The sequence below is a fragment of the Streptomyces sp. NPDC004752 genome (assembly GCF_053601275.1).
In genome coordinates this window covers 69,180-92,441 of sequence record NZ_JBSGBN010000013.1, presented here as the reverse complement: position 1 = coordinate 92,441, position 23,262 = coordinate 69,180, and the positions used below count along the sequence as shown (strand labels likewise).

At 70.5% G+C, this 23,262-nt stretch carries 22 protein-coding genes and 2 riboswitches; of the genes, 16 read left to right on the top strand and 6 right to left on the bottom strand.

Translation table 11 applies throughout. The features are described 5' to 3' along the window. Positions 1-248 precede the first annotated feature (248 nt). The 4 genes from ACWEKM_RS08165 (at position 249) to ACWEKM_RS08150 (ending at position 3,879) form a co-directional block, all read left to right on the top strand. Positions 249-752, top strand: a complete 504-nt coding sequence (locus ACWEKM_RS08165) for an ATP-binding protein (protein ID WP_451620345.1) — start codon at positions 249-251, stop codon at positions 750-752. Between the two features lie 436 nt (positions 753-1,188). Further along, positions 1,189-1,995, top strand: a complete 807-nt coding sequence (locus ACWEKM_RS08160) for a polysaccharide deacetylase family protein (RefSeq protein ID WP_451620344.1) — start codon at positions 1,189-1,191, stop codon at positions 1,993-1,995. Further along, positions 1,995-3,182: a YVTN family beta-propeller repeat protein gene (locus ACWEKM_RS08155; RefSeq protein ID WP_451620343.1), complete on the top strand. Its 1,188-nt coding sequence runs from the start codon at positions 1,995-1,997 to the stop codon at positions 3,180-3,182. The genes ACWEKM_RS08160 and ACWEKM_RS08155 overlap by 1 nt, the downstream gene beginning before the upstream one ends. 76 nt (positions 3,183-3,258) lie before the next feature. Further along, positions 3,259-3,879 (top strand): ADP-ribosyltransferase, encoded by a 621-nt coding sequence (locus ACWEKM_RS08150; protein WP_451620342.1) that lies wholly within the window; start codon positions 3,259-3,261, stop codon positions 3,877-3,879. Here the strand turns inward: ACWEKM_RS08150 and ACWEKM_RS08145 are convergent. Beyond that, complete coding sequence (locus tag ACWEKM_RS08145) at positions 3,861-4,535, bottom strand: GNAT family N-acetyltransferase (protein WP_451620341.1); 675 nt, start codon at positions 4,533-4,535, stop codon at positions 3,861-3,863. The two genes, ACWEKM_RS08150 and ACWEKM_RS08145, sit on opposite strands and share 19 nt — an antisense overlap. A 76-nt stretch (positions 4,536-4,611) precedes the next feature. On the opposite strand from ACWEKM_RS08145, the gene ACWEKM_RS08140 reads away from it, so the two are divergent. After that, entirely contained in the window at positions 4,612-5,556 is a 945-nt protein-coding gene (locus ACWEKM_RS08140; RefSeq protein WP_451620340.1) for a MerR family transcriptional regulator, read from the top strand. 59 nt (positions 5,557-5,615) lie between these two features. Continuing rightward, positions 5,616-5,828, top strand: coding sequence for an EF-hand domain-containing protein (locus ACWEKM_RS08135; RefSeq protein ID WP_451620339.1), 213 nt, complete (start codon positions 5,616-5,618; stop codon positions 5,826-5,828). A gap of 125 nt (positions 5,829-5,953) precedes the next feature. Here ACWEKM_RS08135 and ACWEKM_RS08130 read toward each other — a convergent pair whose 3' ends face one another. After that, complete coding sequence (locus tag ACWEKM_RS08130) at positions 5,954-6,508, bottom strand: glycoside hydrolase family 25 protein (protein WP_451620338.1); 555 nt, start codon at positions 6,506-6,508, stop codon at positions 5,954-5,956. 299 nt (positions 6,509-6,807) lie between these two features. Here ACWEKM_RS08130 and ACWEKM_RS08125 point away from each other — a divergent pair, with 299 nt between their 5' ends. Together ACWEKM_RS08125 and ACWEKM_RS08120 are read left to right on the top strand one after the other, a co-directional pair. Next, positions 6,808-7,149, top strand: coding sequence for a hypothetical protein (locus tag ACWEKM_RS08125; protein ID WP_451620337.1), 342 nt, complete (start codon positions 6,808-6,810; stop codon positions 7,147-7,149). A gap of 161 nt (positions 7,150-7,310) precedes the next feature. After that, a complete protein-coding gene (locus tag ACWEKM_RS08120) occupies positions 7,311-8,534 on the top strand; it encodes a hypothetical protein (RefSeq protein WP_451620336.1) in 1,224 nt (407 codons plus the stop codon). 37 nt (positions 8,535-8,571) lie between these two features. Here the strand turns inward: ACWEKM_RS08120 and ACWEKM_RS08115 are convergent, their stop codons facing one another. From ACWEKM_RS08115 to gcvT, 4 genes are all read right to left on the bottom strand, one after another. Continuing rightward, a complete protein-coding gene (locus ACWEKM_RS08115) occupies positions 8,572-9,939 on the bottom strand; it encodes an L-serine ammonia-lyase (RefSeq protein ID WP_451620335.1) in 1,368 nt (455 codons plus the stop codon). Positions 9,940-10,021: 82 nt separating this feature from the next. Beyond that, positions 10,022-11,284 carry a serine hydroxymethyltransferase gene (locus ACWEKM_RS08110; RefSeq protein ID WP_451620334.1) on the bottom strand — a complete coding sequence of 421 codons (1,263 nt, stop codon included), beginning with the start codon at positions 11,282-11,284 and terminating at the stop codon, positions 10,022-10,024. A gap of 15 nt (positions 11,285-11,299) precedes the next feature. Next, complete coding sequence (gene gcvH, locus ACWEKM_RS08105) at positions 11,300-11,677, bottom strand: glycine cleavage system protein GcvH (protein WP_451620333.1); 378 nt, start codon at positions 11,675-11,677, stop codon at positions 11,300-11,302. Between the two features lie 134 nt (positions 11,678-11,811). After that, entirely contained in the window at positions 11,812-12,969 is a 1,158-nt protein-coding gene (gcvT, locus tag ACWEKM_RS08100; protein ID WP_451620332.1) for a glycine cleavage system aminomethyltransferase GcvT, read from the bottom strand. A gap of 40 nt (positions 12,970-13,009) precedes the next feature. Further along, positions 13,010-13,118: riboswitch (glycine riboswitch) on the bottom strand. After that, positions 13,119-13,216: riboswitch (glycine riboswitch) on the bottom strand. Between the two features lie 176 nt (positions 13,217-13,392). Between gcvT and ACWEKM_RS08095 the strand changes: the two genes are divergently transcribed. From ACWEKM_RS08095 to ACWEKM_RS08060, 8 genes are all read left to right on the top strand, one after another. Continuing rightward, positions 13,393-14,085, top strand: a complete 693-nt coding sequence (locus ACWEKM_RS08095) for an AAA family ATPase (RefSeq protein WP_451620331.1) — start codon at positions 13,393-13,395, stop codon at positions 14,083-14,085. A gap of 42 nt (positions 14,086-14,127) precedes the next feature. Next, positions 14,128-14,919, top strand: coding sequence for an enhanced serine sensitivity protein SseB (locus ACWEKM_RS08090; protein ID WP_451620330.1), 792 nt, complete (start codon positions 14,128-14,130; stop codon positions 14,917-14,919). Positions 14,920-15,398: 479 nt separating this feature from the next. Then, positions 15,399-16,187 carry an enhanced serine sensitivity protein SseB C-terminal domain-containing protein gene (locus tag ACWEKM_RS08085; protein WP_451620329.1) on the top strand — a complete coding sequence of 263 codons (789 nt, stop codon included), beginning with the start codon at positions 15,399-15,401 and terminating at the stop codon, positions 16,185-16,187. 335 nt (positions 16,188-16,522) lie between these two features. Next, on the top strand, positions 16,523-17,530 hold the full coding sequence (locus tag ACWEKM_RS08080) for an ABC transporter permease (protein WP_451620328.1): 1,008 nt from the start codon (positions 16,523-16,525) through the stop codon (positions 17,528-17,530). A gap of 84 nt (positions 17,531-17,614) precedes the next feature. Continuing rightward, complete coding sequence (locus tag ACWEKM_RS08075; protein ID WP_451620327.1) at positions 17,615-19,408, top strand: ABC transporter substrate-binding protein; 1,794 nt, start codon at positions 17,615-17,617, stop codon at positions 19,406-19,408. A gap of 142 nt (positions 19,409-19,550) precedes the next feature. Continuing rightward, positions 19,551-20,549, top strand: coding sequence for an ABC transporter permease (locus ACWEKM_RS08070; RefSeq protein ID WP_451620326.1), 999 nt, complete (start codon positions 19,551-19,553; stop codon positions 20,547-20,549). Beyond that, positions 20,546-21,643, top strand: coding sequence for an ABC transporter ATP-binding protein (locus ACWEKM_RS08065; RefSeq protein WP_451620325.1), 1,098 nt, complete (start codon positions 20,546-20,548; stop codon positions 21,641-21,643). The genes ACWEKM_RS08070 and ACWEKM_RS08065 overlap by 4 nt, the downstream gene beginning before the upstream one ends. 35 nt (positions 21,644-21,678) lie before the next feature. Then, positions 21,679-23,115, top strand: coding sequence for an ABC transporter ATP-binding protein (locus ACWEKM_RS08060; protein ID WP_451620324.1), 1,437 nt, complete (start codon positions 21,679-21,681; stop codon positions 23,113-23,115). The last annotated feature ends 147 nt before the right edge of the window (positions 23,116-23,262 follow it).

Here is a 23,262-nt window from a genome sequence, read left to right as displayed (position 1 = left end):
ACGCGATGTCTCATCCGGGTCCCTCGGCGGGGCGGGTTATGGCAGGCTTAAGACAGCCTTAAGCCTGCCTTGTCGAGGAGGCATGTCTCTTGCCCGGGAGTGAATCGTCTCCGCAGGTCAACCGGGCTGCCACCAGCCCTGAAATGTCCTTGGCATATGCCGAACGAATGTCGGAAACGGGAAGTTCTCCAGGGGTGTATTCCGGTGGAACGGCCACGGACGGCTGCCACGGCGGCCATGATGGGGGCATGGCGGGGCTGGAGGGCATCGATCAGCCGCGGGGACACGGCCGTGCGACCACGGCGCGCTGGTCGCCTGCGGTCGAGGACGAACAGGCGCTCAAGGCACTCGACTTGTTCGGCAATCCCGCCGAGACCGAGGTCCCGCTGTCGTCCCGCCCCGAGTCGGCGGCCACCGCGCGCCGACTCGCCCAGGTCGTCGTCCTGCGCCAGTGGGGGCTCACCCCGAAGCTGACCGAGGACGCCGTCCTGCTCGTCTCGGAACTCGTCGGCAACGCCGTGCGTCACACGGGCGCGCGCGTCTTCGGCCTGCGCATGCGCCGCCGCCGCGGCTGGATCCGGGTCGAGATCCGCGATCCCTCCCGCGGCCTGCCCTGTCTGATGCCGGTCCGGGAACTGGACATCAGCGGCCGAGGCCTGTTCCTCGTGGACAAGCTGTCCGACCGATGGGGCGTGGACCTGCTGCCGCGCGGCAAGACGACCTGGTTCGAAATGCGCGTGGCCGACCGCTGACGGCGCGTCCGCCATGGCGGGGGTGGGGGAGCGTGGTGCGGCGCGGTCGCCACCGCCGGTGGGCGGGGTGCAGTGCGGCACGCCCACCGCCGCGGGGGGTGGCCGACCGCTGACGGCACGCCCGCCACTGCCGGTGGGTGGGGCGTAGTGAAGCAGGCCCGCCACCGCGCGTGGGTGAAGCATGGTGCGGCGCGTCCGCCACCGCCGGTGGGCGGGGTGCAGTGCGGCATGCTCGCGCTCGCGGGTGGTCGACCGCTGACGGCGCGTCCGCCATGGCGGGTGGGGGAGTGCAGTGCGGCGCGGTCGCCACCGCCGGTGGGCGGGTCGCAGTGCGGCCTGCCCACCACCGCCCGTGGGCGGAGCGCAGTGCGGTGCGACCCGGACAACTGTCCCTCGTTGGGCGCAATCGGCGTTTTTCATACCGCACGCCTCTTAAATGGTGCACGTGACCACGACCGACCGCCGCGGGGCGCTGCGCGCGGGTGCCGGGCTCGTCACCGGCGGCGTCCTCGCCGCCGGGTGCGCGTCCGCCGCGGGCTCCGGACAGCCCGCACACCCACGCCCCACCACGACCGCCACCCCTTCGCCCGGCCCCGCGAAGGCCACGCCCCGCACCGCCCCCGCACCCCGGGCCTTCCCCCGGCAGCCCGCCCAGATCGCCCACGGCCCGCGCGACCACCCGCGAGTCGCCCTCACCTTCCACGGCCAGGGCGACCCGGCGCTCGCCCACGCCCTGCTCACCGAGGCCGAACGGCGCGGCGCCCGCGTCACCGTGCTCGCCGTCGGCAGTTGGCTGGACGAGCACCCGGAGATGGCCCGCCGCATTCTCGACGGCGGCCACGACCTCGGCAACCACACCCAGCGGCACATCTCGATCAACACCATGTCCGAGCCCGACGCCCGCGCCGAGATCACCGGCTGCGCGGACCGGCTGAAACGGCTCACCGGTTCGATCGGCAGCTGGTTCCGCCCGTCCCGGGCCCAGACCGCCTCCCCGCTGGTCGAACGGCTGGCCCGCGCCGCCGGCTACCCGCACGTGCTGTCGTACGACGTCGACTCGCTCGACTACACCAGCCCGGGCGCACCCGCCGTCACCCGCAAGGTCCTCGCCGAGGTCACCGGCGGATCAGTGGTCAGCCTGCACTTCGGCTACCCGGACACGGTGACCTCCTTCCCCGACGTCCTGCAAGAACTCGACCGCCGCGGACTGCACGCGGTCACCACCACGGAGCTGCTGAGCTGATGCAACCCACCCTCGCCGCCCGCGTCCTGGCCGCCGGTGCCGCCCTGTCCGCCCTGAGCCTGTTGTCCGCCTGCGACAGCGCGACCGAGCAGCGCACGGACACGGCGATCGCCAGCAAGGTGCCCGTCCCCGACCGGCCGATGCGGCGGCAGGGCGACGGGCTGCCCGGCATGCCGCCCGTGCTCGACCCGAAGGACGTCTACGCCGCCGACCGCCCCGGCCTGTTCTCCCCGGCGGTCAAGGACTTCCCGTCCCGGGTCTACGTCCCCAACACCAACTCCAACACCGTCACCGTGATCGACCCGAAGACATACAAGGTCATCGAGACGATCCCGGTCGGCGTCCAGCCCCAGCACGTCGTCCCCTCCTGGGACCTGAAGACGCTGTGGGTCAACAACGACCGGGGCAACTCCCTGACCCCCATCGACCCCAGGACCGGGAAGGCGGGCACACCGGTCCCCGTGCACGACCCGTACAACCTCTACTTCACACCCGACGGCAAGTACGCGATCGTCATGGCCTCCCTCGACCGCCAACTGGTCTTCCGCGACGCGCACACCATGAAGACCGCCAAGACCGTCCCGGTCAGCTGCTACGGCGTCAACCACGCCGACTTCTCCCTCGACGGCCGCTACTTCATCGTCTCCTGCGAGTTCAGCGGCGAACTGCTGAAGGTCGACACGGCGCGGATGCAGGTGGTCGCGCAGCAGAAACTGCCGTTCCAGGGCGCGATGCCCCAGGACGTCAAGATGTCGCCCGACGGCAAGCTGTTCTACATCGCCGACATGAAGGCCAACGGGCTGTGGATCCTGAACGGCGACACCTTCGACAAGCCGCGGTTCCTGGCCACCGGCAAGGGCGCCCACGGACTGTACGTCAGCCGCGACTCCCGCGTGATGTACGTCTCCAACCGGGGCGAAGGCACCATCTCCCTCTTCGACTTCGGCCATGACCGGCTCACCGGGAAATGGCATCTGCCCGGCGGCGGCAGCCCCGACATGGGCGGCGTCTCCGCGGACGGCAAGGTGCTGTGGCTGTCCGGCCGCTACAACTCCGAGGTGTACGCCATCGACACCCGCACCGGCACCCAGCTGGCCCGCATCAAGGTCGGCAACGGCCCGCACGGACTCGCCGTCTATCCGCAGCCGGGCCGCTACTCCCTCGGGCACACCGGCATCTTCCGCTGAAACACGCTCAGTTGGACACGCCCCCGAAGGGGTGACGATCCCGGCTCCAGGGCCTTGGAACCGGGATCGTCACCCCATGACCAGCATTCGCCCACGGCGCCGCGCCACTGCCGCCGCCCTCTCCCTCGCCGCCGTCCTCGCCACCGCGGCCGCGGCCCCGGCCGCCCCGGCCCCCGCGAAGGCGCCCGCCCGGGCCGCCGCCCAGGCCGCCCCGGCCTGCCCCCAGTTCGAGGACCGGATCAAGGCCGCCGCCGACCGCCGCGTCGACGTCGACCGGATCACGCCGAAGCCGGTGTGGCGCACCACCTGCGGCACCCTGTACCGCAGCGACAGCCGCGCCCCGTCCGTCGTCTTCGAGGAGGGCTTCAGGCCCAAGGACGTGGTGAACGGGCAGTACGACGTCGAGAAGTACGTCCTCGTCAACCAGCCCTCGCCGTACGTCTCCACGACCTACGACCACGACCTGTACAAGACCTGGTACAAGTCCGGCTACAACTACTACATCGACGCTCCGGGCGGCGTCGACGTGAACAAGACCATCGGCGACACCCACAAGTGGGCCGACCAGGTGGAGGTCGCCTTCCCCGGCGGCATCCAGCGGACCTACATCATCGGCGTCTGCCCGGTCGACAAGACGACCAAGACCGAGATCATGAGCGACTGCCGGAGCAACCCGCACTATGTGCCCTGGCACTGAGCAGCACCACGTGCCCTGGCACTGAGCAGCGCCTCCGCCCCCACCGGGCGGTAACCGGCCGCCAGGAACGCCCGCAGACTGCGGGCGTTCCCCGGCGACACCTGGGCCCACACCGGCTCGTCGGCGAGCCGCAGCGCCGCCGCCACGAGGTCCCGCCCCAGCCCCCGGCGGCGCGCCGCGGCGCCCCTCTTGTTCACCTCCACCGACACCTCCAGCCGCCCGGCCACCCCGCGGCCCAGCGTCACCACCCCGCCGTCCGCGGTCCAGGCGCGTACCTCGTCGCGGCGCCCGCGGGCGTAGGCGATCCGGGGATGACCCCAGTCCGTGATCTCCCGCAGCGCGAGCGGCGGCCGACCCGGCAGGGCGGCGCCGACCAGCAGCGCGTCGACCGTGTCGTGGTCGCGCCCCGTGCGCGCCATGAAGTCCGCCAGGAAGCGCGGATGCACGGCGGCGGCCAGCGGATCGCAGTCGACCGCGTCGAGCGCCCCGCGCACCCACCGCTCGTCCTCGTCCGTGAACACCACGGCGTGCGCGGTGAAGGCGATCACCCCCGCGTGACGGTGCGTGTGCTGCGGCACCACGGTCGTACCGCCGTCCTCCGGCGGGAAGACGCCCCTGGCCGCCGCGTCGAGAAGGTCCCGCAGGGTCTGTGTCACGCCCGCACTCCCGGTACTCCTTGTACTCCTTGTACTCCTTGAGTCTCCACCCACTGGAAGGCCCAGACTCGCAGATATGCAGCACCGCCCGGGGTCAGACCCCCCAGACCCCCAGTACGACGGCACCGGCCTGTTCACCATCGGCGAGCTGGCCCGGTCCACCGGACTGACCGTGCGCACCATCCGCTACTGGTCCGACGAGGGCGTCCTCGACCCGGTGGCCCGCTCCACGGGCGGCTACCGGCTCTACGACTCCGCGTCCGTCGCCCGCCTGGAGCTGATCCGCACCCTGCGCGAACTGGGCCTGGGCCTCGCGCATGTGCGCGAGGTGCTCTCCGGCGAGCGGACGGTGGCGGAGGTCGCGGCCGCGCATGTGGCGGCCCTCGACGCCCAGATGCGTTCGCTGAGGGTGACCAGGGCGGTGTTGTCGACCGTGGCACGACGTGGCTCGACCGCTGAGGAGATGACACTCATGAACAAGCTGGCACGGCTCTCGGCCGCCGAACGGCAGCGGATCGTCGACGAGTTCGTGGACGAGACCTTCCACGGGCTCGACTCCGCCGACCCCGCGATCCGGGAGCGGATGCGGCACATCGGGGTGAACCTGCCCGACGACCCGACCCCGGATCAGGTCGACGCCTGGGTGGAGCTGGCCGAACTGCTCCAGGACCGGGAGTTCCGGGCCGCGATGCGCCGGAACATCGAGCTCAACGCGGCCGACCGCGGCCCGGACACCCCGTCCGGCGCGTCCCTGTGGTTCTTCCGGCGCCTCGTCGACCTGGTCGCAGCCGCGCGGGCGCGCGGCGTCACGCCCGAGGGCCCGGAGGCCGACGCCGTGCTGACCGAACTGCTGGGCGAGGACGCCGATCACGCGGCGGTGCTGCGCCGCATCGACCTCGGCGCCCAGGTCGTCCGTTACCGCGAGTTGGCCGCCGCCGTCGCCGGACACCAGGAGCCCCCGCGTCACCAGGAGGAGTTCGCCTGGGTGGTCGCCGCGCTGCGGGCGCGCGCGGGCGGTTAATCTGACCCGCGGCACTACGCCGACACGGCACGAGAAACACGAACAAAAGGGGCGGATCGGTGGCGGACATCGACGAGGCACGCAAGCACTTCGAGCGGATCGACGCGAACGGCGACGGTTTCATCACCGCCGCGGAGTTCAAGACCGCCCTGGCTCAGGAGGGCGACTGGAACGTCACCGAGGCGGTGGCCGAGGCCATCATCAGGACCCGGGACCTCAACGGCGACAAGGTGCTGTCGTTCGACGAGTTCTGGGCCTACCTGAACAAGTGACCTGAGCGGAACGGGGGCGCCCGGCCGGACGCCCCCGTTCTCCCGCCGGGCGCTCGACGCGCACATGCCGGCGACCGCCGTTCCTACGGGGCGGCCGAGGGCGTCGCCGTGCGCGACACCGGCACCTATGTGTGGGCCCAGGCCCGCAGGGCGGCCTTGTCCGCGAAGTCCGCCACGTTCTTGTCGTGCGGTTCGCTGGTGTACTGGTGGAAGCGCCACTTCGCCCTGATACGGGGCTCGCCCGCGGTGACATAGTCGGCGATCCACAGGCCGTCGCCCGCGTACGAGGTGGTGTCGACGTTCAGCCAGAAGTGGCGGCCCGCGTACAGCACGACCCGGTGGCTCGGCCGCAGGTCCTTCACCTTCCGGAGGAACAGGTCCTTCTCGGCGTTGCTCGCGTGCGTCCCCTCGCTCGTCGTCTCCCAGTCGACGGCGAGGATGTCGCCCGCCTTCTGCGGGGCGTGCTGGACGAAGTGCTCCGCCTGGGCCCCGAGGTTGCCGGGCCACAGGAAGTGATAGAAGCCGACGACGAGCCCCGCGTCACGGGCCCGCTCGGTCTGGGCACTGAGTTTCGGATTGACGTAGGACCGCCCCTCCGTCGCCTTGATGAAGACGAAGGAGACGCCGTCCGTGTCATAGGACGAGGACTGATACGCGCTCACATCGATGCCGTGCAACATCCCGGGGACTTCCTCACACGTCAGTGGGGTGACAGGAGTTGCCTGCTGTATGCCCCGCCTCGACCCGCCCGATCCCTTCGCGCGCGTCCAGGAGTTGCGGGGTGGCGTACGCCCGCCGCCGACCGCGCCGGAGGCGCCGGTGGTACGGCTGACCCGGCACCGCCCACCTCGCCGCGCGTCACCGAGCCGGTGACGACGCGGCCGACCGCGGCTGTCCGCGGCCGATCGCGCCATCGAGCTGTCTGCGGTCGTCTCCGGTCGCACGGGCGATCCGGCCGGGCACGCGCCAGGCAAAGGCGTTGATCGGCGGCCAACGCGACCCGCGAATCCTGGCCGACCTGGCCAAGCGCCGTCTGCGTAACAAGGTCCCCGGGCCGAGCCCGACGCTGACCGGCCACTTCCGTGAGCGCCACGGCTTCCTGGCGTGCCGCTTTCTCGACCAAGGTGATCAACTGCCCAATGCTGTCGATCGGTTGACGGCTCGCATTGAGGAAGCGTCGGTCTCGTTCCGCCTGGTGCTGGACCTGCTGGACACTTCCCCGGGGGTGAACAGGATGGTTGCGGAGGTGACCATGGCCGCGGCCGACATGGCCCAATTCGCCCCGGGCAAACACCTGGCCTTCGCGCCGGAGCACCGTTGATCCATAGGTTGTGTTCAGGGTCCGGGGCGGAACTCCGGGCACAACTCACAAGGAGTGATCGCATGACTGAGGAACTGACGCGAGGGACGGGGCACGCGAGCGCCTCGGGGCATGGCGGACGAGCGCGATGGGGGCTGCGATTAGCGGCCTTAGCGGCGGGAGTGTCCCTTACTTCCGGCGGCCAGGCTGGTTGGGCGGCGGCCGAGCCGCTGCAGGACGAGCTGTACGTCACCGCGAGCAGTGTCGAAGCACTCGGGAGCGACTTCAGCGATGTCGGGCCGTTCTCCCTCGCGGGCCAGCCGTACGGCCGTCTCCCGTGGCAGATCGACGACGGCCGGGAACGATGCCAGGAGATGAATGAGGCCGACGGCCCACTCGGCTACTTCGGGCCGATCGGCTCCTGGGGGCCGCTGAGCGACCTGGGTCCCCTCGGGCAGGACCTCGACCCGGTCTTTCCCTGGCCGCAGCTGCCGAGCCTGAGTGATCCCCTCGGTCCGAACGGCGCGCTGGGACCCGTGGGCCCGTTGGCCGCCTACAACTGGAGCGCGTACAGCCCTCCGACCAACTACTACCCGTGCGGCGTCCAGCTGAAGGCCGGCGGCGTCTTCGCACCCAACGGGCCGCTGGGTCCCCTCGGGCCCGTGGGGCCGCTGGGTCCCCTCGGCCCCCTCGACGCCGTGAACTTCACCTGCCCGCCCGACAACGACGGCAACTACCTGTGCGACGGGAATGTGACCCGCGTGAAGGAGGGAGCCGCGCGCAAGGGCGGGACTCGTCCCTACGGGCTGTTCGAGAAGTACACCAAGCGGCAGGCCCAGCTGCTGAACGGCGAGACCGGGGACAAGGCCGACGACACCTCGTTCATGGTCGTCGACACACCGCAGGACGGCGGCCGGACTGGCGCGCCCGACGACTACACATTTACCTCCCCGGCGAAACTGGAGGGCATCCAGCAGGACAGCCAGTGGTTGACGGCCGTGGTGACACCGACCGGCATGGAGCCGGCTCAGTGGGACAAGAAGGTCCAGCCGAACGACTACACGCTGACCTTGCGGGATGTGAACAGCGGCCGGGAGTGGACCTCGGACTCCAGCGATCGCATCAACTGGATCCACCTCCGCGTTCCCGCCAACGCCCGACTGACAGCCTCGGTCACCCTGCGCACGGACCGCGGCCACCCCCACGGCTACAACCTGACCGTCACCGGATCCACCGACCAGTTCCAGCATCTCGGCTGCAACCCCGATGCGACAGACACGTCCGAATCCGGGCGCTACATTCACGGCAGCCACATCACGGCCACCCAGGTTCAGGGATCCTCCACTGTTGCTGCGGCTCCCGAATGCAGCACGGGGGACGGAGAGTTCGACAATCCGATCGGCTGAGGACACCTGAAGGGCAGAGCGACCAGCCGCCGCCCCCTCAGCACTCGATGATGTTCACCGCGAGCCCGCCGCGGGCCGTCTCCTTGTACTTGACGGACATGTCCGCGCCCGTGTCTCTCATGGTCTTGATGACCTTGTCGAGGGAGACCTTGTGGGAGCCGTCGCCGCGCATGGCCATGCGGGCCGCGGTGACGGCCTTGACGGCGGCCATGCCGTTGCGTTCGATGCAGGGGATCTGGACCAGGCCGCCGACCGGGTCGCAGGTGAGGCCGAGGTTGTGCTCCATGCCGATCTCGGCGGCGTTCTCGACCTGTTCGGGGCTGCCGCCCAGCACCTCCGCGAGGGCGCCCGCCGCCATGGAACAGGCGGAGCCGACCTCGCCCTGGCAGCCGACCTCGGCGCCGGAGATGGATGCGTTCTCCTTGAACAGCATGCCGATCGCGCCGGCCGCGAGCAGGAAACGGACCACGCCGTCCTCGTCGGCGCCGGGCACGAAGTCGAGGTAGTAGTGCAGGACCGCCGGGATGATGCCGGCCGCGCCGTTCGTCGGGGCGGTCACCACCCGCCCGCCGGCCGCGTTCTCCTCGTTCACCGCCATCGCGTAGAGCGTGATCCACTCCATCGCGCGGGCGAGCGGTTCGCCCTCGGCGCGCAGCTGGCGGGCCGACACGGCGGCCCTGCGCCGTACCTTCAGGCCGCCCGGCAGGATGCCCTCGCGGGACAGGCCGTGCGCCACGCACTCCCGCATCACCCGCCAGATCTCCAGCAGGCCCGCCCGGATCTCCTCCTCGGTGCGCCAGGCGCGCTCGTTCTCCAGCATCAGCGAGGAGATCGACAGTCCGGTCCCGCGGGTCAGGCGCAGCAGCTCGTCGCCCGTGCGGAAGGGGTACTTGAGCACCGTGTCGTCGAGCTTGATCCGGTCCGCGCCGACCGCGTCCTCGTCGACGACGAAGCCGCCGCCCACCGAGTAGTACGTCTTGGTCAGCACCTCGGCGCCCTCGGCGTCGTACGCCCCGAGGGTCATGCCGTTGGCGTGGTACGGCAGGGCCTTGCGCCGGTGCAGGACCAGGTCCGCGTCGGCGTCGAGGGCGATCTCGTGCTCGCCGAGGAGCAGCAGTCGGCCCGACTCCCGGATGTCCGCCACCCGTTGGTCGGCGCCCTCCACGTGCACCGTCCGGGGGGAGGCGCCCTCCAGGCCGAGCAGCACGGCCTTCGGCGTGCCATGGCCGTGGCCCGTCGCGCCGAGGGAGCCGTACAGCTCGGCACGGACCGACGCCACGGAGCCGAGCAGGCCCTCGTTGCGCAGCCGGCGGGCGAACATGCGCGCCGCGCGCATCGGGCCGACCGTGTGGGAGCTGGACGGGCCGATGCCGATCGAGAACAGGTCGAACACCGAAATGGCCACGGTGCCTCCTCCAAAGGGATGGTGCGGGACGGGGCGCCGCGCTCGGCGACGCGGGTGCGCGGCACCCCGTCCCGGGGCGGAACTACTGGCCCAGGCCGGGGTAGAGCGGGTGCTTGGCGGCCAGCGCCCGCACCCGCGCCTTCAGGGCGGACGCGTCGTACGACGGCTTCAGCGTCTCGGCGATGACGTCCGCGACCTCGGCGAAGTCCTCGGCCCCGAAGCCGCGGGTGGCCAGCGCGGGGGTGCCGATACGCAGGCCCGAGGTGACCATCGGCGGGCGCGGGTCGTTCGGGACGGCATTGCGGTTGACCGTGATGCCGACCTCGTGCAGCCGGTCCTCGGCCTGCTGACCGTCCAGCTCCGAGGCGCGCAGGTCCACCAGGATCAGATGCACATCGGTGCCGCCGGACAGCACGTTCACACCGGCCTCGCGGGCATCCGGCGCGGTCAGCCGCTCGGCGAGGATCCGGGCGCCCTCGACCGTACGCTGCTGGCGCTCCTTGAACTCCGGTGACGCCGCGACCTTGAAGGAGACCGCCTTCGCGGCGATCACATGCTCCAGGGGGCCGCCCTGGAAGCCGGGGAACACGGACGAGTTCAGCTTCTTCGCGAAGTCCTTCTTCGCGAGGATGATGCCGCCGCGCGGGCCGCCGAGCGTCTTGTGGGTGGTGGAGGTGACGACATCGGCGTACTCCACCGGGTTGGGGTGCAGACCGGCGGCGACCAGACCCGCGAAGTGGGCCATGTCGACCCACAGATACGCCTCGACCTCGTCGGCGATCCGGCGGAACTCCGCGAAGTCCAGCTGCCGCGGGTAGGCAGACCAGCCCGCGATGATCACCTTGGGGCGGTGCTCCTTGGCCAGCCGCTCGACCTCGGCCATGTCGACAAGACCGGCCTCGTCCACGTGGTACGCGACCACGTCGAACTGCTTGCCGGAGAAGTTCAGCCGCATTCCGTGGGTCAGATGGCCGCCGTGGGCGAGGTCCAGGCCGAGGATGGTGTCGCCGGGCTGGGCCAGCGCGAACAGTGCGGCCTGGTTGGCGGAGGCGCCCGAGTGGGGCTGCACATTGGCGTACTCGGCGCCGAACAGCTCCTTGACCCGGTCGACGGCGATCTGCTCGGTCACGTCGACGTGCTCGCAGCCGCCGTAGTAGCGGCGGCCCGGGTAGCCCTCGGCGTACTTGTTGGTGAGCACCGAGCCCTGCGCCTCCATGACCGCGAGCGGCGCGAAGTTCTCGGAGGCGATCATTTCCAGGGTGGACTGCTGACGGTGCAGCTCGGCGTCGACCGCGGCGGCCACGTCCGGGTCCAGCTCGTGCAGCGGGGTGTTCATGAACGACATGGGGTCCTCGACTCCTCAGCCGGCGGTGAAGGCGACGTACTCGTCGGCCGAGAGCAGCTCGGCCGGCTCCGCGGCGACACGTACCCGGAACAGCCAGCCGCCCTCGAAGGGGGCCGAGTTGACCAGCGACGGGTCGTCCACGACGTCCTCGTTGATCTCGGTGACCTCGCCGGTGACGGGGGAGTACAGATCGGACACCGACTTGGTCGACTCCAGCTCACCGCAGGACTCGCCCGCGGTGACGGTGGAGCCGACCTCCGGGAGCTGGGCGTAGACGACATCGCCGAGCGCGTTGGCCGCGAACTCCGTGATGCCGACCGTCGAGACGCCGTCCTCGGCGGCCGACAGCCACTCGTGCTCCTTGCTGTAGCGCAGCTGCTGGGGGTTGCTCATGGCCTGAATTCTCCTGTACGCGAGGGAGTGCTGATGACGAGGGGAGGACGGAAGGCGCAGGTGCGCGGGGTGGTGTGCCCGGCATCACAGCGGGGGCGGGGGCGGGGCCGCCGCCTGCCCCGCGGGTTCAGTGTCTACTTCCGCCGCCGGTAGAAGGGGAGTGCCACGACCTCGTACGGCTCGTGGCTGCCCCGGATGTCCACGCCGACGCCCGTCGTGCCCGGCGCCGCGTGCGCCGCGTCGACGTACGCCATGGCGATGGGCCGGCCCAGCGTGGGCGAGGGGGCGCCGGAGGTGACCTCGCCGATCACCGTGCCGTCCGCGACGACCGGGTACCCGGCGCGCGGCACCCGGCGGCCCTCGGCGACCAGGCCGACCAGCACGCGCGGCGGGTTCCGCTCGGCGCGGGCGGCCGCCGCCAGCAGCGCCTCGCGCCCGACGAAGTCGCCCTCCTTCTCGAACTTCACCACCCGGCCGAGCCCGGCGTCGAAGGGCGTGAGCGAGGTCGACAGCTCGTGCCCGTACAGCGGCATGCCCGCCTCCAGACGCAGTGTGTCCCGGCAGGACAGCCCGCACGGGACGAGGCCGACGCCCGCGCCGGCCTCGGTCAGCGCCTGCCACAGCTCCACGGCGTGCTCGGGCCGCACGAACAGTTCGAAGCCGTCCTCGCCGGTGTAGCCGGTGCGGGCGATCAGCGCGGGCACGCCGGCGACGGTGCCGGGCAGGCCCGCGTAGTACTTCAGGCCGGCCAGATCGGCGTCGGGGGCACCTTCCTGGTCGAGCGCGGTCGAGACCTTGGGGGACAGGGACGCGAGGATGCCGAGGGACTCGGGGCCCTGGACGGCGAGCAGCGCGTAGCCGTCGCGGTCGTCGCGGACCTCCGCATCGAAGCCGGCGCCGCGCTCCACCAGCGCGTCTAGCACGACCTGGGCGTTGGCGGCGTTCGCGACGACCAGGTACTCGTGCTCGGCGAGCCGGTAGACGATCAGGTCGTCCAGGATGCCGCCGTCGGCCCGGCAGATCATGGTGTAGCGGGCGCGGCCGACACCGACCGAGGTGAGGTTCCCGACCAGGGCGAAGTCCAGCAGGGCGGCGGCCTCGGGACCGGTCACCGCGATCTCGCCCATGTGGGAGAGGTCGAAGAGACCGGCCTTGGTGCGCACGGCCAGATGCTCCTCGCGCTCGGAGCCGTAGCGCAGGGGCATGTCCCAGCCGGCGAAGTCGGTCATCGTCGCACCGAGCGAGCGGTGCAGCGCGTCCAGCGCGGTATGACGGAGTGCGGTACTGCTCATCGGACGGATGTCTCCCAGGGTGTGGGGAAGGCGAGGTGAGTCCTCCCCATCTGTCATCGGAACCTGAGAGGTTCGCCCTGACCACATGCGTGATCACGGCTTGCACCTTGGGTGGGGCCACCGGACGGCGGCCCGCTTTTCAGATGTGCCTCGCCCGCGCGGTAACGGGGGCCTGAGAGATTCAAGGGAGGGACTTGCTCCTTCGGCGTCCCAGCGAGGCTGCTGGGAACTCTCCCGCGCGGATTCAAACGGCCGGTATGCAGTTGGCGGGCACATCATTGCACGCATCGCCGCCGCACGGCAGGCCCGATCCGTGACCGGGCTGTGGCAGAACGCGCATGACACCGTGAGGCACTCCGCATTACCTTCTCTTTACACTCGACGGGGATGGGGATGTCCGGACCCAAGGGGAGGACGATCACGGTGAACAGGACCACGGCATACGCCACGAACACGGGCCTCGCACTACCTGGGCGGCGGGCCGCCCCCGCCGTCGAGCAGCGCGCGGACCGCCCGGCCCCGGTGGTCCGCGACCTGCGCGCGCGGGCCGGCCGCAGCCCGCACGCCCTCCTCTTCGGCCCACACGACCTGGCCGTGGTCACCGGCCTGCCCGGCAGCGGCAAGTCGACCCTGATGGACCGCTCGGTCGACGGCATCCGTATCGACTCCCAGGACACCAGGGACCGCTGGGACGCCCGTGTCCCGCGCCTCCTGCCCTACGCGCTCTACCGCCCCCTGGTCCGCCTCGCCCACTACGCCGCGCTGCGCCGCGCGCTGCGCACCGGCGAGGGCGCCGTGGTGCACGACTGCGGCACCCAGTCCTGGGTGCGTGGCTGGCTGGCCCGCGAGGCCCGCCGCCGCGGCGGCACCCTGCACGTGATCCTCCTCGACGTCCCGCCCGGCACGGCGCTCGACGGCCAGCGCGAGCGCGGCCGGGGCGTCTCCCGCTACGCCTTCCTGCGCCACCGCAGGGCGGCGGCCCGGCTGCTGCGCGCCGTGGAGCGGGGGGAGTTGCCCGAGGGCTGCGGCTCGGCGGTGCTGCTCGACCGGGACGCGGCGGACGTACTGCACCGGATCGGCTTCGCACGGTGCGGGCCCCTCGCCGCCACCCGCTAGCCTTTTCAGCCACAGCAGCGGTTCCCAGCAGGCGGTAGGCAGATGGACTTCCCGGCGGACATTCCCGCGGACTTCCCGGCACAGACGCACCCCCACCCGCACGGCGGTTGGCCCGGCAACGAGTTGGAGGAGGTGCTCTCGGCATCCCTCGGTGTCCCGGCGGCCGGTGGCCGGATCATCGAGGTCCTGGGCCGCAGCTTCCTCTGGATCCCGCTGCCGAGCGGCGGCGGCCCGCGCAGCGGGCCCCTCGACCTGCCCACCGTGGATGTCGAGGGGCAGGTCCATGTCCCGGTCTTCAGCTCCGAGGAGCAGTTCCGCCAGGTCGTCGGCTCCCATATGTCGTACACCATCGCCCCCGCCGCGGAGTTCGCCCGCGGCCTGCCCCCGCAGGTCGGCATCGCCCTCAACCCGGGCGGCGTGGTCGGCGCCCCGCTTCCGCCGGACGCGGTGGCCGAACTGTGCCGGACGGGCCGCACCGAACTGGACGGACCGGCGAGCGGCGGCCGGGTACGGCTGTTCGAACCCGACTGGCAGGACGACCCGGTGGACTTCCTGTCCGCCGCCTCCGCCGAGTTCACCGCGGCCGGTGTGGTCCGCACGGCCCGCCGGTGCCTCGCGGCCGTCGAGACGGCGGATCCGGCGCTGTTCGTGGGCGTCGAACTCACCCAGTGCGAGGGCGATCTGCGGGCGCTGCCGCTGGCGGCACTGGGCCGGGCCCTCGCACAGGTCCCGGTGCGCTGGCCGGTCAACCTGGTCCTGCTGGACGTCGCCGAGGACCCGGTGGGCGACTGGCTGAGGACGAACGTGCGTCCCTTCTACGAGTACGGCCACTGAGCCGCTCCGCGGGGTGGGCCGTGGTGGGGTGTCGGTCGGGTGCGGCGGCGTTGTGGCTGGTTGCTCCCCCAAGTTCTCGGCTCCGCTCGAACAGGGGGGACCCCCACCGCGGCGGAGCCGCATATTTGTACAGCCCCGCGCCCCTATCGGGTGCTGTTGATGGTTGGGTGCGGCGGCGTTGTGGCTGGTCGCTCCCCCAAGTTCTCGGCTCCGCTCGAACAGGGGGGACCCCCACCGCGGCGGAGCCGCATGTTTATTACAGCCCCGCGCCCCTTTGGGGCGCTGCCGGGCCACAGTGGACCGTCCCGGTGGGCGGTGGTGTCGCGTGGGCGTGCGCGGCCGCCGATGCACCCGCGCCCGCCGACCTACCCGCGCCCGCCGACCTACCCTCGCCTGTCGACGGACACGGGGCCTCGGGGCGCCGGGCGCTTAAGCTGTCTTCCGAACGTGGGGTATTCGAAGAAGAGGCGGTAAGTCAGGTGAGCGCGAGCCTCAGCGGCAGCGTCGAGCACACGCTGCGCCAGGTCACGCCCGGGCGCTACGACGCCTACGAGGCGCTGCTGCGCGCGCTCGCGACGCCCGGCTCCGGCCAGGTCTGGATGCTCCTGTGGCACGGCCAGGCCGGCTCCCCCGACGCCCAGTACGGAACCATGGAGGTCGACGGCCACGGCTACGTCCCGTGCGTCACCTCCGCCCAGGAGTTGTCCGCCAGTGGCTGGAACCGCTCGTACGAGGTGGTCGACGGGGTCGATGTCGCCCGCACCCTCTACCCGGAACACTTCGGCCTCTGGCTCAACCCGCACGCCCCGGGCGGCGGCGTCGGCGTCCCCTGGCTCGACCTGCGCCGCATCGCCACCGGCCTGGACCGCCAGCCGTCCGGGCCGCTCCGACTGTCCGAACCGGGCATCGAGATCCCGCAGTTCTACGCCCTGCTCGCGCAGAACGCCCACCGCACCCCGGCCGTCCGCTCGCTGCGCCGGGCCTGGGTGCAACCGGCCCTCGGGGCGCCCTATCTCGCCATCGGCCTGGACGTGTACGACACTTCGCCGCCCGCGGTGGACTCGGTCCGCGCGATGATGCAGCAGTCGATGGGCGCCGTCCCGGACGGGCTGCCGGTGTCGACCGTCGCGATGACCGACGCGTACGACCCGGTCGTCCTGTGGATGCGAGCCGGCGCCCGCCCCTTCTACGACCGCGACGCGCACGCCGCCCAGCCGCCCGCCCCGGCCGCCGGGTACGGCTATCCCCCGGTCCAGGGCAGGTACTGACCGCGGCGCCGTCGTGGCGCCGACGGACGGAAAACCGGGTGCCGGAAACGGCAGGAAGCGGATCTTCGCGTGTAGAGCGGGTGGAAAAGTCCGTCTCTGTCGCGTTGACCCAACTCCTCCCCGTCCGAACCCCGTTACCCACTGTCCGGATAACGGAACCCTCCAGACAGCATCACGTTTACGCATCCTTTCACCGAGAACTCTGGCAGCGGATCGCCCAGGCATTGAAGACTCCGGCACCAGGGGTCTGTTGCCCCGTTGTACGACGGACTGATCATGCCGCCACAGCGGCAAGTGCGGGCCGGCTACCGCCGGTTGAGAGGGGTCCCTGCCAGATGACGGCACCATTGCACGAGCCGACCGCGGAAGCGGCCCCGAGCGCGGCCGAGGAAGCGGCGGCAGTCAGCGCCGGCACGAAGGCCGTCCAGGGACGCTCTTTGGGGCGGATCGCCTGGGAACGCCTCAAGCGGGACAAGCTCGCCCTCACGGGCGGCGTCGTGGTCCTGGTGCTCATCGCGATCTCCCTGCTCGCGCCCGTGATCACGAGCCTCGTCGGGCAGGACCCCGACCTCTACCACGAGGATCTGATCGACCCGCTGTTCGGCACCCCGACCGGCTCGCTGGGCGGGATCAGCGGGGACCATCTGCTGGGCGTGGAGCCGGTCAACGGCCGCGACATCTTCGCGCGCATCGTCTACGGCGCCCGCATCTCGCTGCTGGTCGGCTTCCTGTCCGCGGTCGTGGCCGTGCTCCTGGGCACCGTTTTCGGCATCCTCGCGGGCTTCTTCGGCGGCTGGGTCGACTCCGTCGTCAGCCGGGTCATGGACGGCCTGTTGGCCTTCCCGCAACTGCTTTTCATCATCGCCCTCGTCTCCGTCATGCCGCGCGAGATGCTGGGGCTGACCGGTACGAGCGTGCGCGTGTTCGTGATGATCCTGGTCATCGGCTTCTTCGGCTGGCCCTACATCGGACGCGTGGTGCGCGGCCAGACGCTGTCCCTGCGCGAACGGGAGTACGTCGAGGCCGCCCGATCGCTGGGCGCGGGACGGCTGTACATCCTCTTCAAGGAACTGCTGCCCAACCTCGTCGCGCCTATCGTCGTCTACACGACGATGATGATCCCCACCAACATCCTCACCGAGGCGGCGCTCAGCTTCCTGGGCGTGGGCGTCAAGCCGCCGACGGCCTCCTGGGGACAGATGCTGTCGAGCGCGATCGACTACTACGACTCGGACCCCATGTACATGGTGGTGCCGGGCGTGGCGATCTTCATCACCGTCCTTGCCTTCAACCTCTTCGGCGACGGCGTGCGCGATGCGCTGGACCCGAAGGGATCCCGCTGAATCTCGCTGAACTGCCGTACCCCAAGCGACCCGTGGCTCCTACACGGGATCTCTCATCACCATCCATCCGGAGGATCCGAGATCGTGACTACCCAACGCACCTCACGGCGGCGCAATCAGACCGTGGCCGCTGCCGCCGTGGTCGCCGCGCTGCTGACCACGGCAGCGTGCGGCGGCGGCGACAGCGGCGACAAGGGCTCGAAGGGCGGCGCCGCGGGCTTCGACGCCGCCAACAACAAGGTCGCCCAGGCGTCGCTGGCCAAGAAGGGTGGCACGCTGAGGTTCGGCGGTGCCCAGGACGCCGACTCGTGGGACACCACCCGCGGTTACTACGGCTTCATGTGGGACTTCGCGCGCTACTACAGCCGTCAGCTCGTCACCAGCAAGCCGGCCGCGGGTAAGGAAGGCGCCAAGGTGACCCCGGACCTGGCCACCGGACTCGCCAAGATCAGCGACGACGGCAAGACCTACACGTACACCCTGCGCGACGGCATCACGTGGGAAGACGGCAAGCCGATCACCTCGAAGGACGTCAAGTACGGCATCGAGCGGGTGTGGGCACAGGACGTGCTCTCCGGCGGTCCGACGTACCTGAAGGAGGTGCTCGACCCCAAGGGTGAGTACCAGGGTCCGTACAAGGACAAGTCCGCGGACAAGCTCGGCCTGAAGGCGATCGAGACGCCGGACGACAAGACCATCGTCTTCCATCTGCCGAAGGCCAACTCGGACTTCGAGGACATGCTGGCCCTGACCTCGGCCTCCCCGGTCCGCCAGGACAAGGACACCAAGTCCAAGTACCAGCTGCACCCGTTCTCCTCGGGCCCGTACAAGTTCGACTCCTACAACCCGGGCAAGGACCTCACCCTGGTCCGCAACACGGAGTGGAAGCAGTCCTCGGACCCGGTCCGCAAGGCGTACCCGGACAAGATCACGGTCAAGTTCTTCACCAACGCCAACGATCTTGACCAGCGCCTGATCAACGGTGACCTCGACGTGGACCTCAACCAGACCGGCATGTCCCCGCAGGGCCGCACCACCGCCCTGAAGCAGCACAAGGCCAACCTGGACAACCCGGTCTCCGGCTACATCCGTTACGCGTCCTTCCCGCAGAGCGTGAAGCCGTTCGACGACATCCACTGCCGCAAGGCCGTCATCTACGGCGCCGACCATGTGTCGCTGCAGACCGCGCGCGGCGGCCCGCTCGCCGGTGGTGACATCGGCACCAACATGCTGCCCCCGGCGGTGCCCGGCTCCGAGGGCCAGAGCTACGACCCGTACGAGCTGTCCGGTGCCGACAAGAACGGCAACGCCGCCAAGGCCAAGGAAGAGCTCAAAGCCTGCGGCAAGCCGAACGGCTTCAAGACCACCATCGCCGTCCGCAACAACAAGCCGGTCGAGGTGGCCACCGCTCAGTCGCTCCAGGCGTCGCTGAAGAAGATCGGCATCACCGCCGAGATCGACCAGTACGACGGTTCGCAGTCCCCCGGCATCATCGGCAGCCCCTCGAACGTGAAGAAGAAGGGCTACGGCATCATCATCATGGGCTGGGGCCCGGACTTCTCGTCCGTCCAGGGCTACGGTCTGCCGCTGTGGAACAGCAAGTACATCCTGGAGAGCGGTAACAACAACTACGCTCTGATCAAGGACAAGGCGATCGACGGCCTGTTCGACGACTACGTCAACACGCTGGACGCCGCAGGCAAGGCCAAGATCGCCACGGAGATCAACCACAAGGTCATGGAGGGCGGCTACTACCTGCCCTTCGTGTTCGAGAAGTTCATCAACTGGCGCTCCAGCAACCTGGCGAACGTCTACACCAGCGATGCCTACGCCGGCTTCTACGACTTCGTCAACCTCGGCCTGAAGAACCCGAAGTAACCCGGCACACCCGCCGTAAAGGCACGAAAGGCAGGTGAAGGCCGGCGACGCGTGATCGCGGGCCACCTGGGGGTTGCTCCCACGTCCATAAGACGGTGGGGGAGACCGGAGGTGGCCCGCGGCCCGCGGCGGGCCGATAGCTGTGCTCGCTTACCTCATCAGGCGGTTGTTCGCCGCCGCAGTGATGCTCGTGGTCATCATCATGGTGGTCTTCGGCATCTTCTTCCTCGTCCCGAAGTGGGCGGGCGTCGACATCGCCGCGAGCTTCGTGGGCAAGCAGGCGGATCCCGCGGCCGTCGAGGCCGTGCGGGTGAAGCTGGGCCTGAGCGACCCGATCTACGTCCAGGTCTGGGAGTTCTTCAAGGGCATCTTCGCGGGCCGCACCTACGCGGCCGGCGGCGACGTCACCCACTGCGCCGCGCCCTGCTTCGGGTACTCCTTCCGCAGCGAGCAGGCCATCTGGCCGGTGCTCACCGACCGCTTCCCGGTGACCCTGGGTCTCGCGCTCGGCGCCGCCGTCCTGTGGCTGATCTTCGGCGTCGCGGCGGGTGTCCTCTCCGCGCTCAAGCGGGGCAGCATCTGGGACCGCGGCGCGATGGTCGTCGCGCTGGCGGGTGTCTCGCTCCCCATCTACTTCACCGGTCTGCTGGTCCTGGCGATCTTCTCCTACGGACTCGGCTGGCTCGACGCCCAGTACGTCCCGCTCGCGGACAGCTTCACCGGCTGGCTCGGCGGCATGATCCTGCCCTGGGTCAGTCTCGCGTTCCTCTACGCGGCGATGTACGCCCGGATCACCCGGGCCACCATGATGGAGGTCCTCGGCGAGGACTACATCCGCACGGCCCGCGCCAAGGGCCTGCGGGAGCAGACGGTCATCGGCAAGCACGCCATGCGCTCCACGATGACGCCGATCCTGACCATGCTCGGCATGGACCTCGGCGCCCTGATCGGCGGCGCGGTCCTCACCGAGACCACGTTCAACCTGCCCGGCCTCGGCCAGGCCGTGCTGAACGCGATCAAGAACCAGGACCTGCCCATCATCCTGGGCGTCGTCCTGATCACCTCGCTCGCCGTGCTCATCGCCAACCTGGTCGTGGACGTCCTCTACGCCGTGATCGACCCCCGAGTGAGGCTCGCATGACCGAACTCAGCAAGAGCGGAGCGGCCGTGGGCGAGCCCACCGCCGCCTCGCCCAGCCCCACCGCCTTCCTGGAAGTGCGGGACCTGAAGGTGCACTTCCCGACCGACGACGGCCTGGTCAAGTCCGTCGACGGGCTCAGCTTCCAGCTGGAGAAGGGCAAGACCCTCGGCATCGTGGGCGAGTCGGGCTCCGGCAAGTCGGTGACCTCGCTCGGCATCATGGGCCTGCACACCGCGGGCCAGTACGGCAAGCGCAAGGCGCGGATCTCCGGCGAGATCTGGCTGGACGGCACCGAGCTGCTGTCCGCCGACCCGGACCACGTCCGCAAGCTGCGCGGCCGGCAGATGGCGATGATCTTCCAGGACCCGCTGTCCGCGCTGCACCCGTACTACACGATCGGCCAGCAGATCGTGGAGGCGTACCGGATCCACCACGACGTCGACAAGAAGACCGCCAGGACGCGTGCGGTCGAGATGCTCGACCGGGTGGGCATCCCACAGCCCGACAAGCGGGCCGACAGCTACCCGCACGAGTTCTCCGGCGGTATGCGCCAGCGCGCGATGATCGCGATGTCGCTGGTCAACAACCCCGAACTGCTGATCGCGGACGAGCCGACCACCGCCCTCGACGTGACGGTCCAGGCGCAGATCCTCGACCTGATCCGGGACCTGCAGAAGGAGTTCGGCTCCGCGGTCGTCATCATCACCCACGACCTGGGCGTCGTCGCCGAACTGGCCGACGACATCCTGGTGATGTACGGCGGCCGCTGCGTCGAGCGGGGCCCGGCCGAGACGGTGTTCTACGAGCCCCGCCACCCCTACACCTGGGGCCTGCTGGGCTCGATGCCCCGCCTGGACCGAGAGCAGCAGGAGCGGCTGATCCCGGTCAAGGGCGCCCCGCCCTCGCTGATCAACGTCCCGTCCGGCTGCGCCTTCAACCCGCGCTGCCCGTACGCCGATGTCCCGAAGGACAACGCCACCCGCACGGTCCGCCCCGAGCTGACCGAGGTCGGCAGCCGGCACTGGGCCGCCTGCCATATGTCGCAGGAGCAGCGGGAGCGGATCTGGACCGAAGAGATTGCGCCGAAGCTGTGAGTGAGAACACAGAGGACAACGCAGAGAACAACGCAGTGAGCATCCCTGCACAGAGCGAGGGTGCGGCGGCGCAGCCCGCGGGGACGGCCACCCGGGACAAGGGCGCCGCCCCCGGCGAGGTCCTGCTGAGGGTGACCGGGCTCCAGAAGCACTTCCCGATCAAGAAGGGCCTGCTCCAGCGGCAGGTCGGTGCGGTGCGCGCGGTCGACGGCCTCGACTTCGAGGTGCGCTCCGGCGAGACGCTCGGCGTGGTGGGCGAGTCGGGCTGCGGCAAGTCGACGATGGGCCGGCTGATCACCCGGCTGCTCGAACCGACCGCCGGGACGATCGAGTTCGAGGGCAAGGACATCACGCACCTCGGCGTCGGCGGTATGCGTCCGCTGCGCCGCGATGTGCAGATGATCTTCCAGGACCCGTACTCGTCGCTGAACCCGCGCCACACCATCGGCACCGTCGTCGGCGCTCCCTTCAAGCTCCAGGGCGTCACGCCCGAGGGCGGCATCAAGAAGGAAGTGCAGCGACTGCTGTCGGTCGTGGGCCTCAACCCCGAGCACTACAACCGCTATCCGCACGAGTTCTCCGGCGGTCAGCGCCAGCGCATCGGCATCGCCCGTGCGCTCGCGCTCAACCCGAAGCTGGTCGTCGCGGACGAGCCGGTATCGGCCCTCGACGTGTCGATCCAGGCCCAGGTCGTGAACCTCCTGGACGACCTCCAGCAGGAACTGGGCCTGACCTACGTGATCATCGCGCACGATCTGTCGGTGGTCCGGCACGTCTCGGACCGGATCGCGGTGATGTACCTCGGCAAGATCGTGGAGCTGGCCGACCGCGAGTCGCTGTACAAGGCGCCGATGCACCCCTACACCAAGGCGCTGATGTCGGCCGTGCCGATCCCGGACCCGAGGCGGCGGAACGCCAAGAGCGAGCGCATCCTGCTCAAGGGGGACGTCCCCTCGCCGATCGCCCCGCCGAGCGGCTGCCGCTTCCACACCCGCTGCTGGAAGGCCACGGAGATCTGTCGTACGACCGAGCCGCAGCTCGTGGAGCTGAAGCCGGGTCAGCGGGTCGCCTGCCACCACCCGGAGAACTTCGCCGACCAGGCGCCGCAGGACACGGTCCTGCTGTCCGCGGCGAAGGAAGCCGGGGAACTCGTCCCGGACACGGTCCTGGAGGAGTCGGCGGAGACATCGGCCGCGGTGGCGGCGGCGGTGTCGGGGGAGGGCGCGGGCGCGGACGCGCCCGCCGAGGAGACCGCGGAGGCGGCTGTCGAGAAGACCACCGGGGCGGGCGCGGGGTCGGCGAAGGCGACCGCGCCGAGCGCGGCGGAGTCCGCGGTGGACACCTCCGCGGTGGACACCCCCGCGTCCGGGGGCGGGTCCGGGGAGACCTCCGACGGCGGATCCCGGGAGGCCGCTCGTGACGGCGCCGACGAGACGGCGGCAGACGAGACGCCGGGGTCGAAGGACGTATAACGGCACATAAGGTCGCATAAGGGCGCATTGTCGGGCGGTCGGTCGAGGCCGCCGACGGGCCGGACGGGAGGGTGTGCGGGGCGCGTCCTCCCGTCCGGCCCGTGCGGGGACCGGTCCGGCCCCGGCCGTGCCGGGCCCGCGTCCGCC

What these genes read in the sequence shown, in the direction of transcription:
- ACWEKM_RS08165 (WP_451620345.1), top strand. Translation starts at nt 249, where the DNA reads ATGGCGGGGCTGGAGGGCATCGATCAGCCGCGGGGACACGGCCGTGCG.
- ACWEKM_RS08160 (WP_451620344.1), top strand. Translation starts at nt 1,189, where the DNA reads ATGGTGCACGTGACCACGACCGACCGCCGCGGGGCGCTGCGCGCGGGT.
- ACWEKM_RS08155 (WP_451620343.1), top strand. Translation starts at nt 1,995, where the DNA reads ATGCAACCCACCCTCGCCGCCCGCGTCCTGGCCGCCGGTGCCGCCCTG.
- ACWEKM_RS08150 (WP_451620342.1), top strand. Translation starts at nt 3,259, where the DNA reads ATGACCAGCATTCGCCCACGGCGCCGCGCCACTGCCGCCGCCCTCTCC.
- ACWEKM_RS08140 (WP_451620340.1), top strand. Translation starts at nt 4,612, where the DNA reads ATGCAGCACCGCCCGGGGTCAGACCCCCCAGACCCCCAGTACGACGGC.
- ACWEKM_RS08130 (WP_451620338.1), bottom strand. Translation starts at nt 6,508, where the DNA reads ATGTTGCACGGCATCGATGTGAGCGCGTATCAGTCCTCGTCCTATGAC.
- ACWEKM_RS08110 (WP_451620334.1), bottom strand. Translation starts at nt 11,284, where the DNA reads ATGTCGTTCATGAACACCCCGCTGCACGAGCTGGACCCGGACGTGGCC.
- gcvH (WP_451620333.1), bottom strand. Translation starts at nt 11,677, where the DNA reads ATGAGCAACCCCCAGCAGCTGCGCTACAGCAAGGAGCACGAGTGGCTG.
- gcvT (WP_451620332.1), bottom strand. Translation starts at nt 12,969, where the DNA reads ATGAGCAGTACCGCACTCCGTCATACCGCGCTGGACGCGCTGCACCGC.
- ACWEKM_RS08090 (WP_451620330.1), top strand. Translation starts at nt 14,128, where the DNA reads ATGGACTTCCCGGCGGACATTCCCGCGGACTTCCCGGCACAGACGCAC.
- ACWEKM_RS08080 (WP_451620328.1), top strand. Translation starts at nt 16,523, where the DNA reads ATGACGGCACCATTGCACGAGCCGACCGCGGAAGCGGCCCCGAGCGCG.
- ACWEKM_RS08065 (WP_451620325.1), top strand. Translation starts at nt 20,546, where the DNA reads ATGACCGAACTCAGCAAGAGCGGAGCGGCCGTGGGCGAGCCCACCGCC.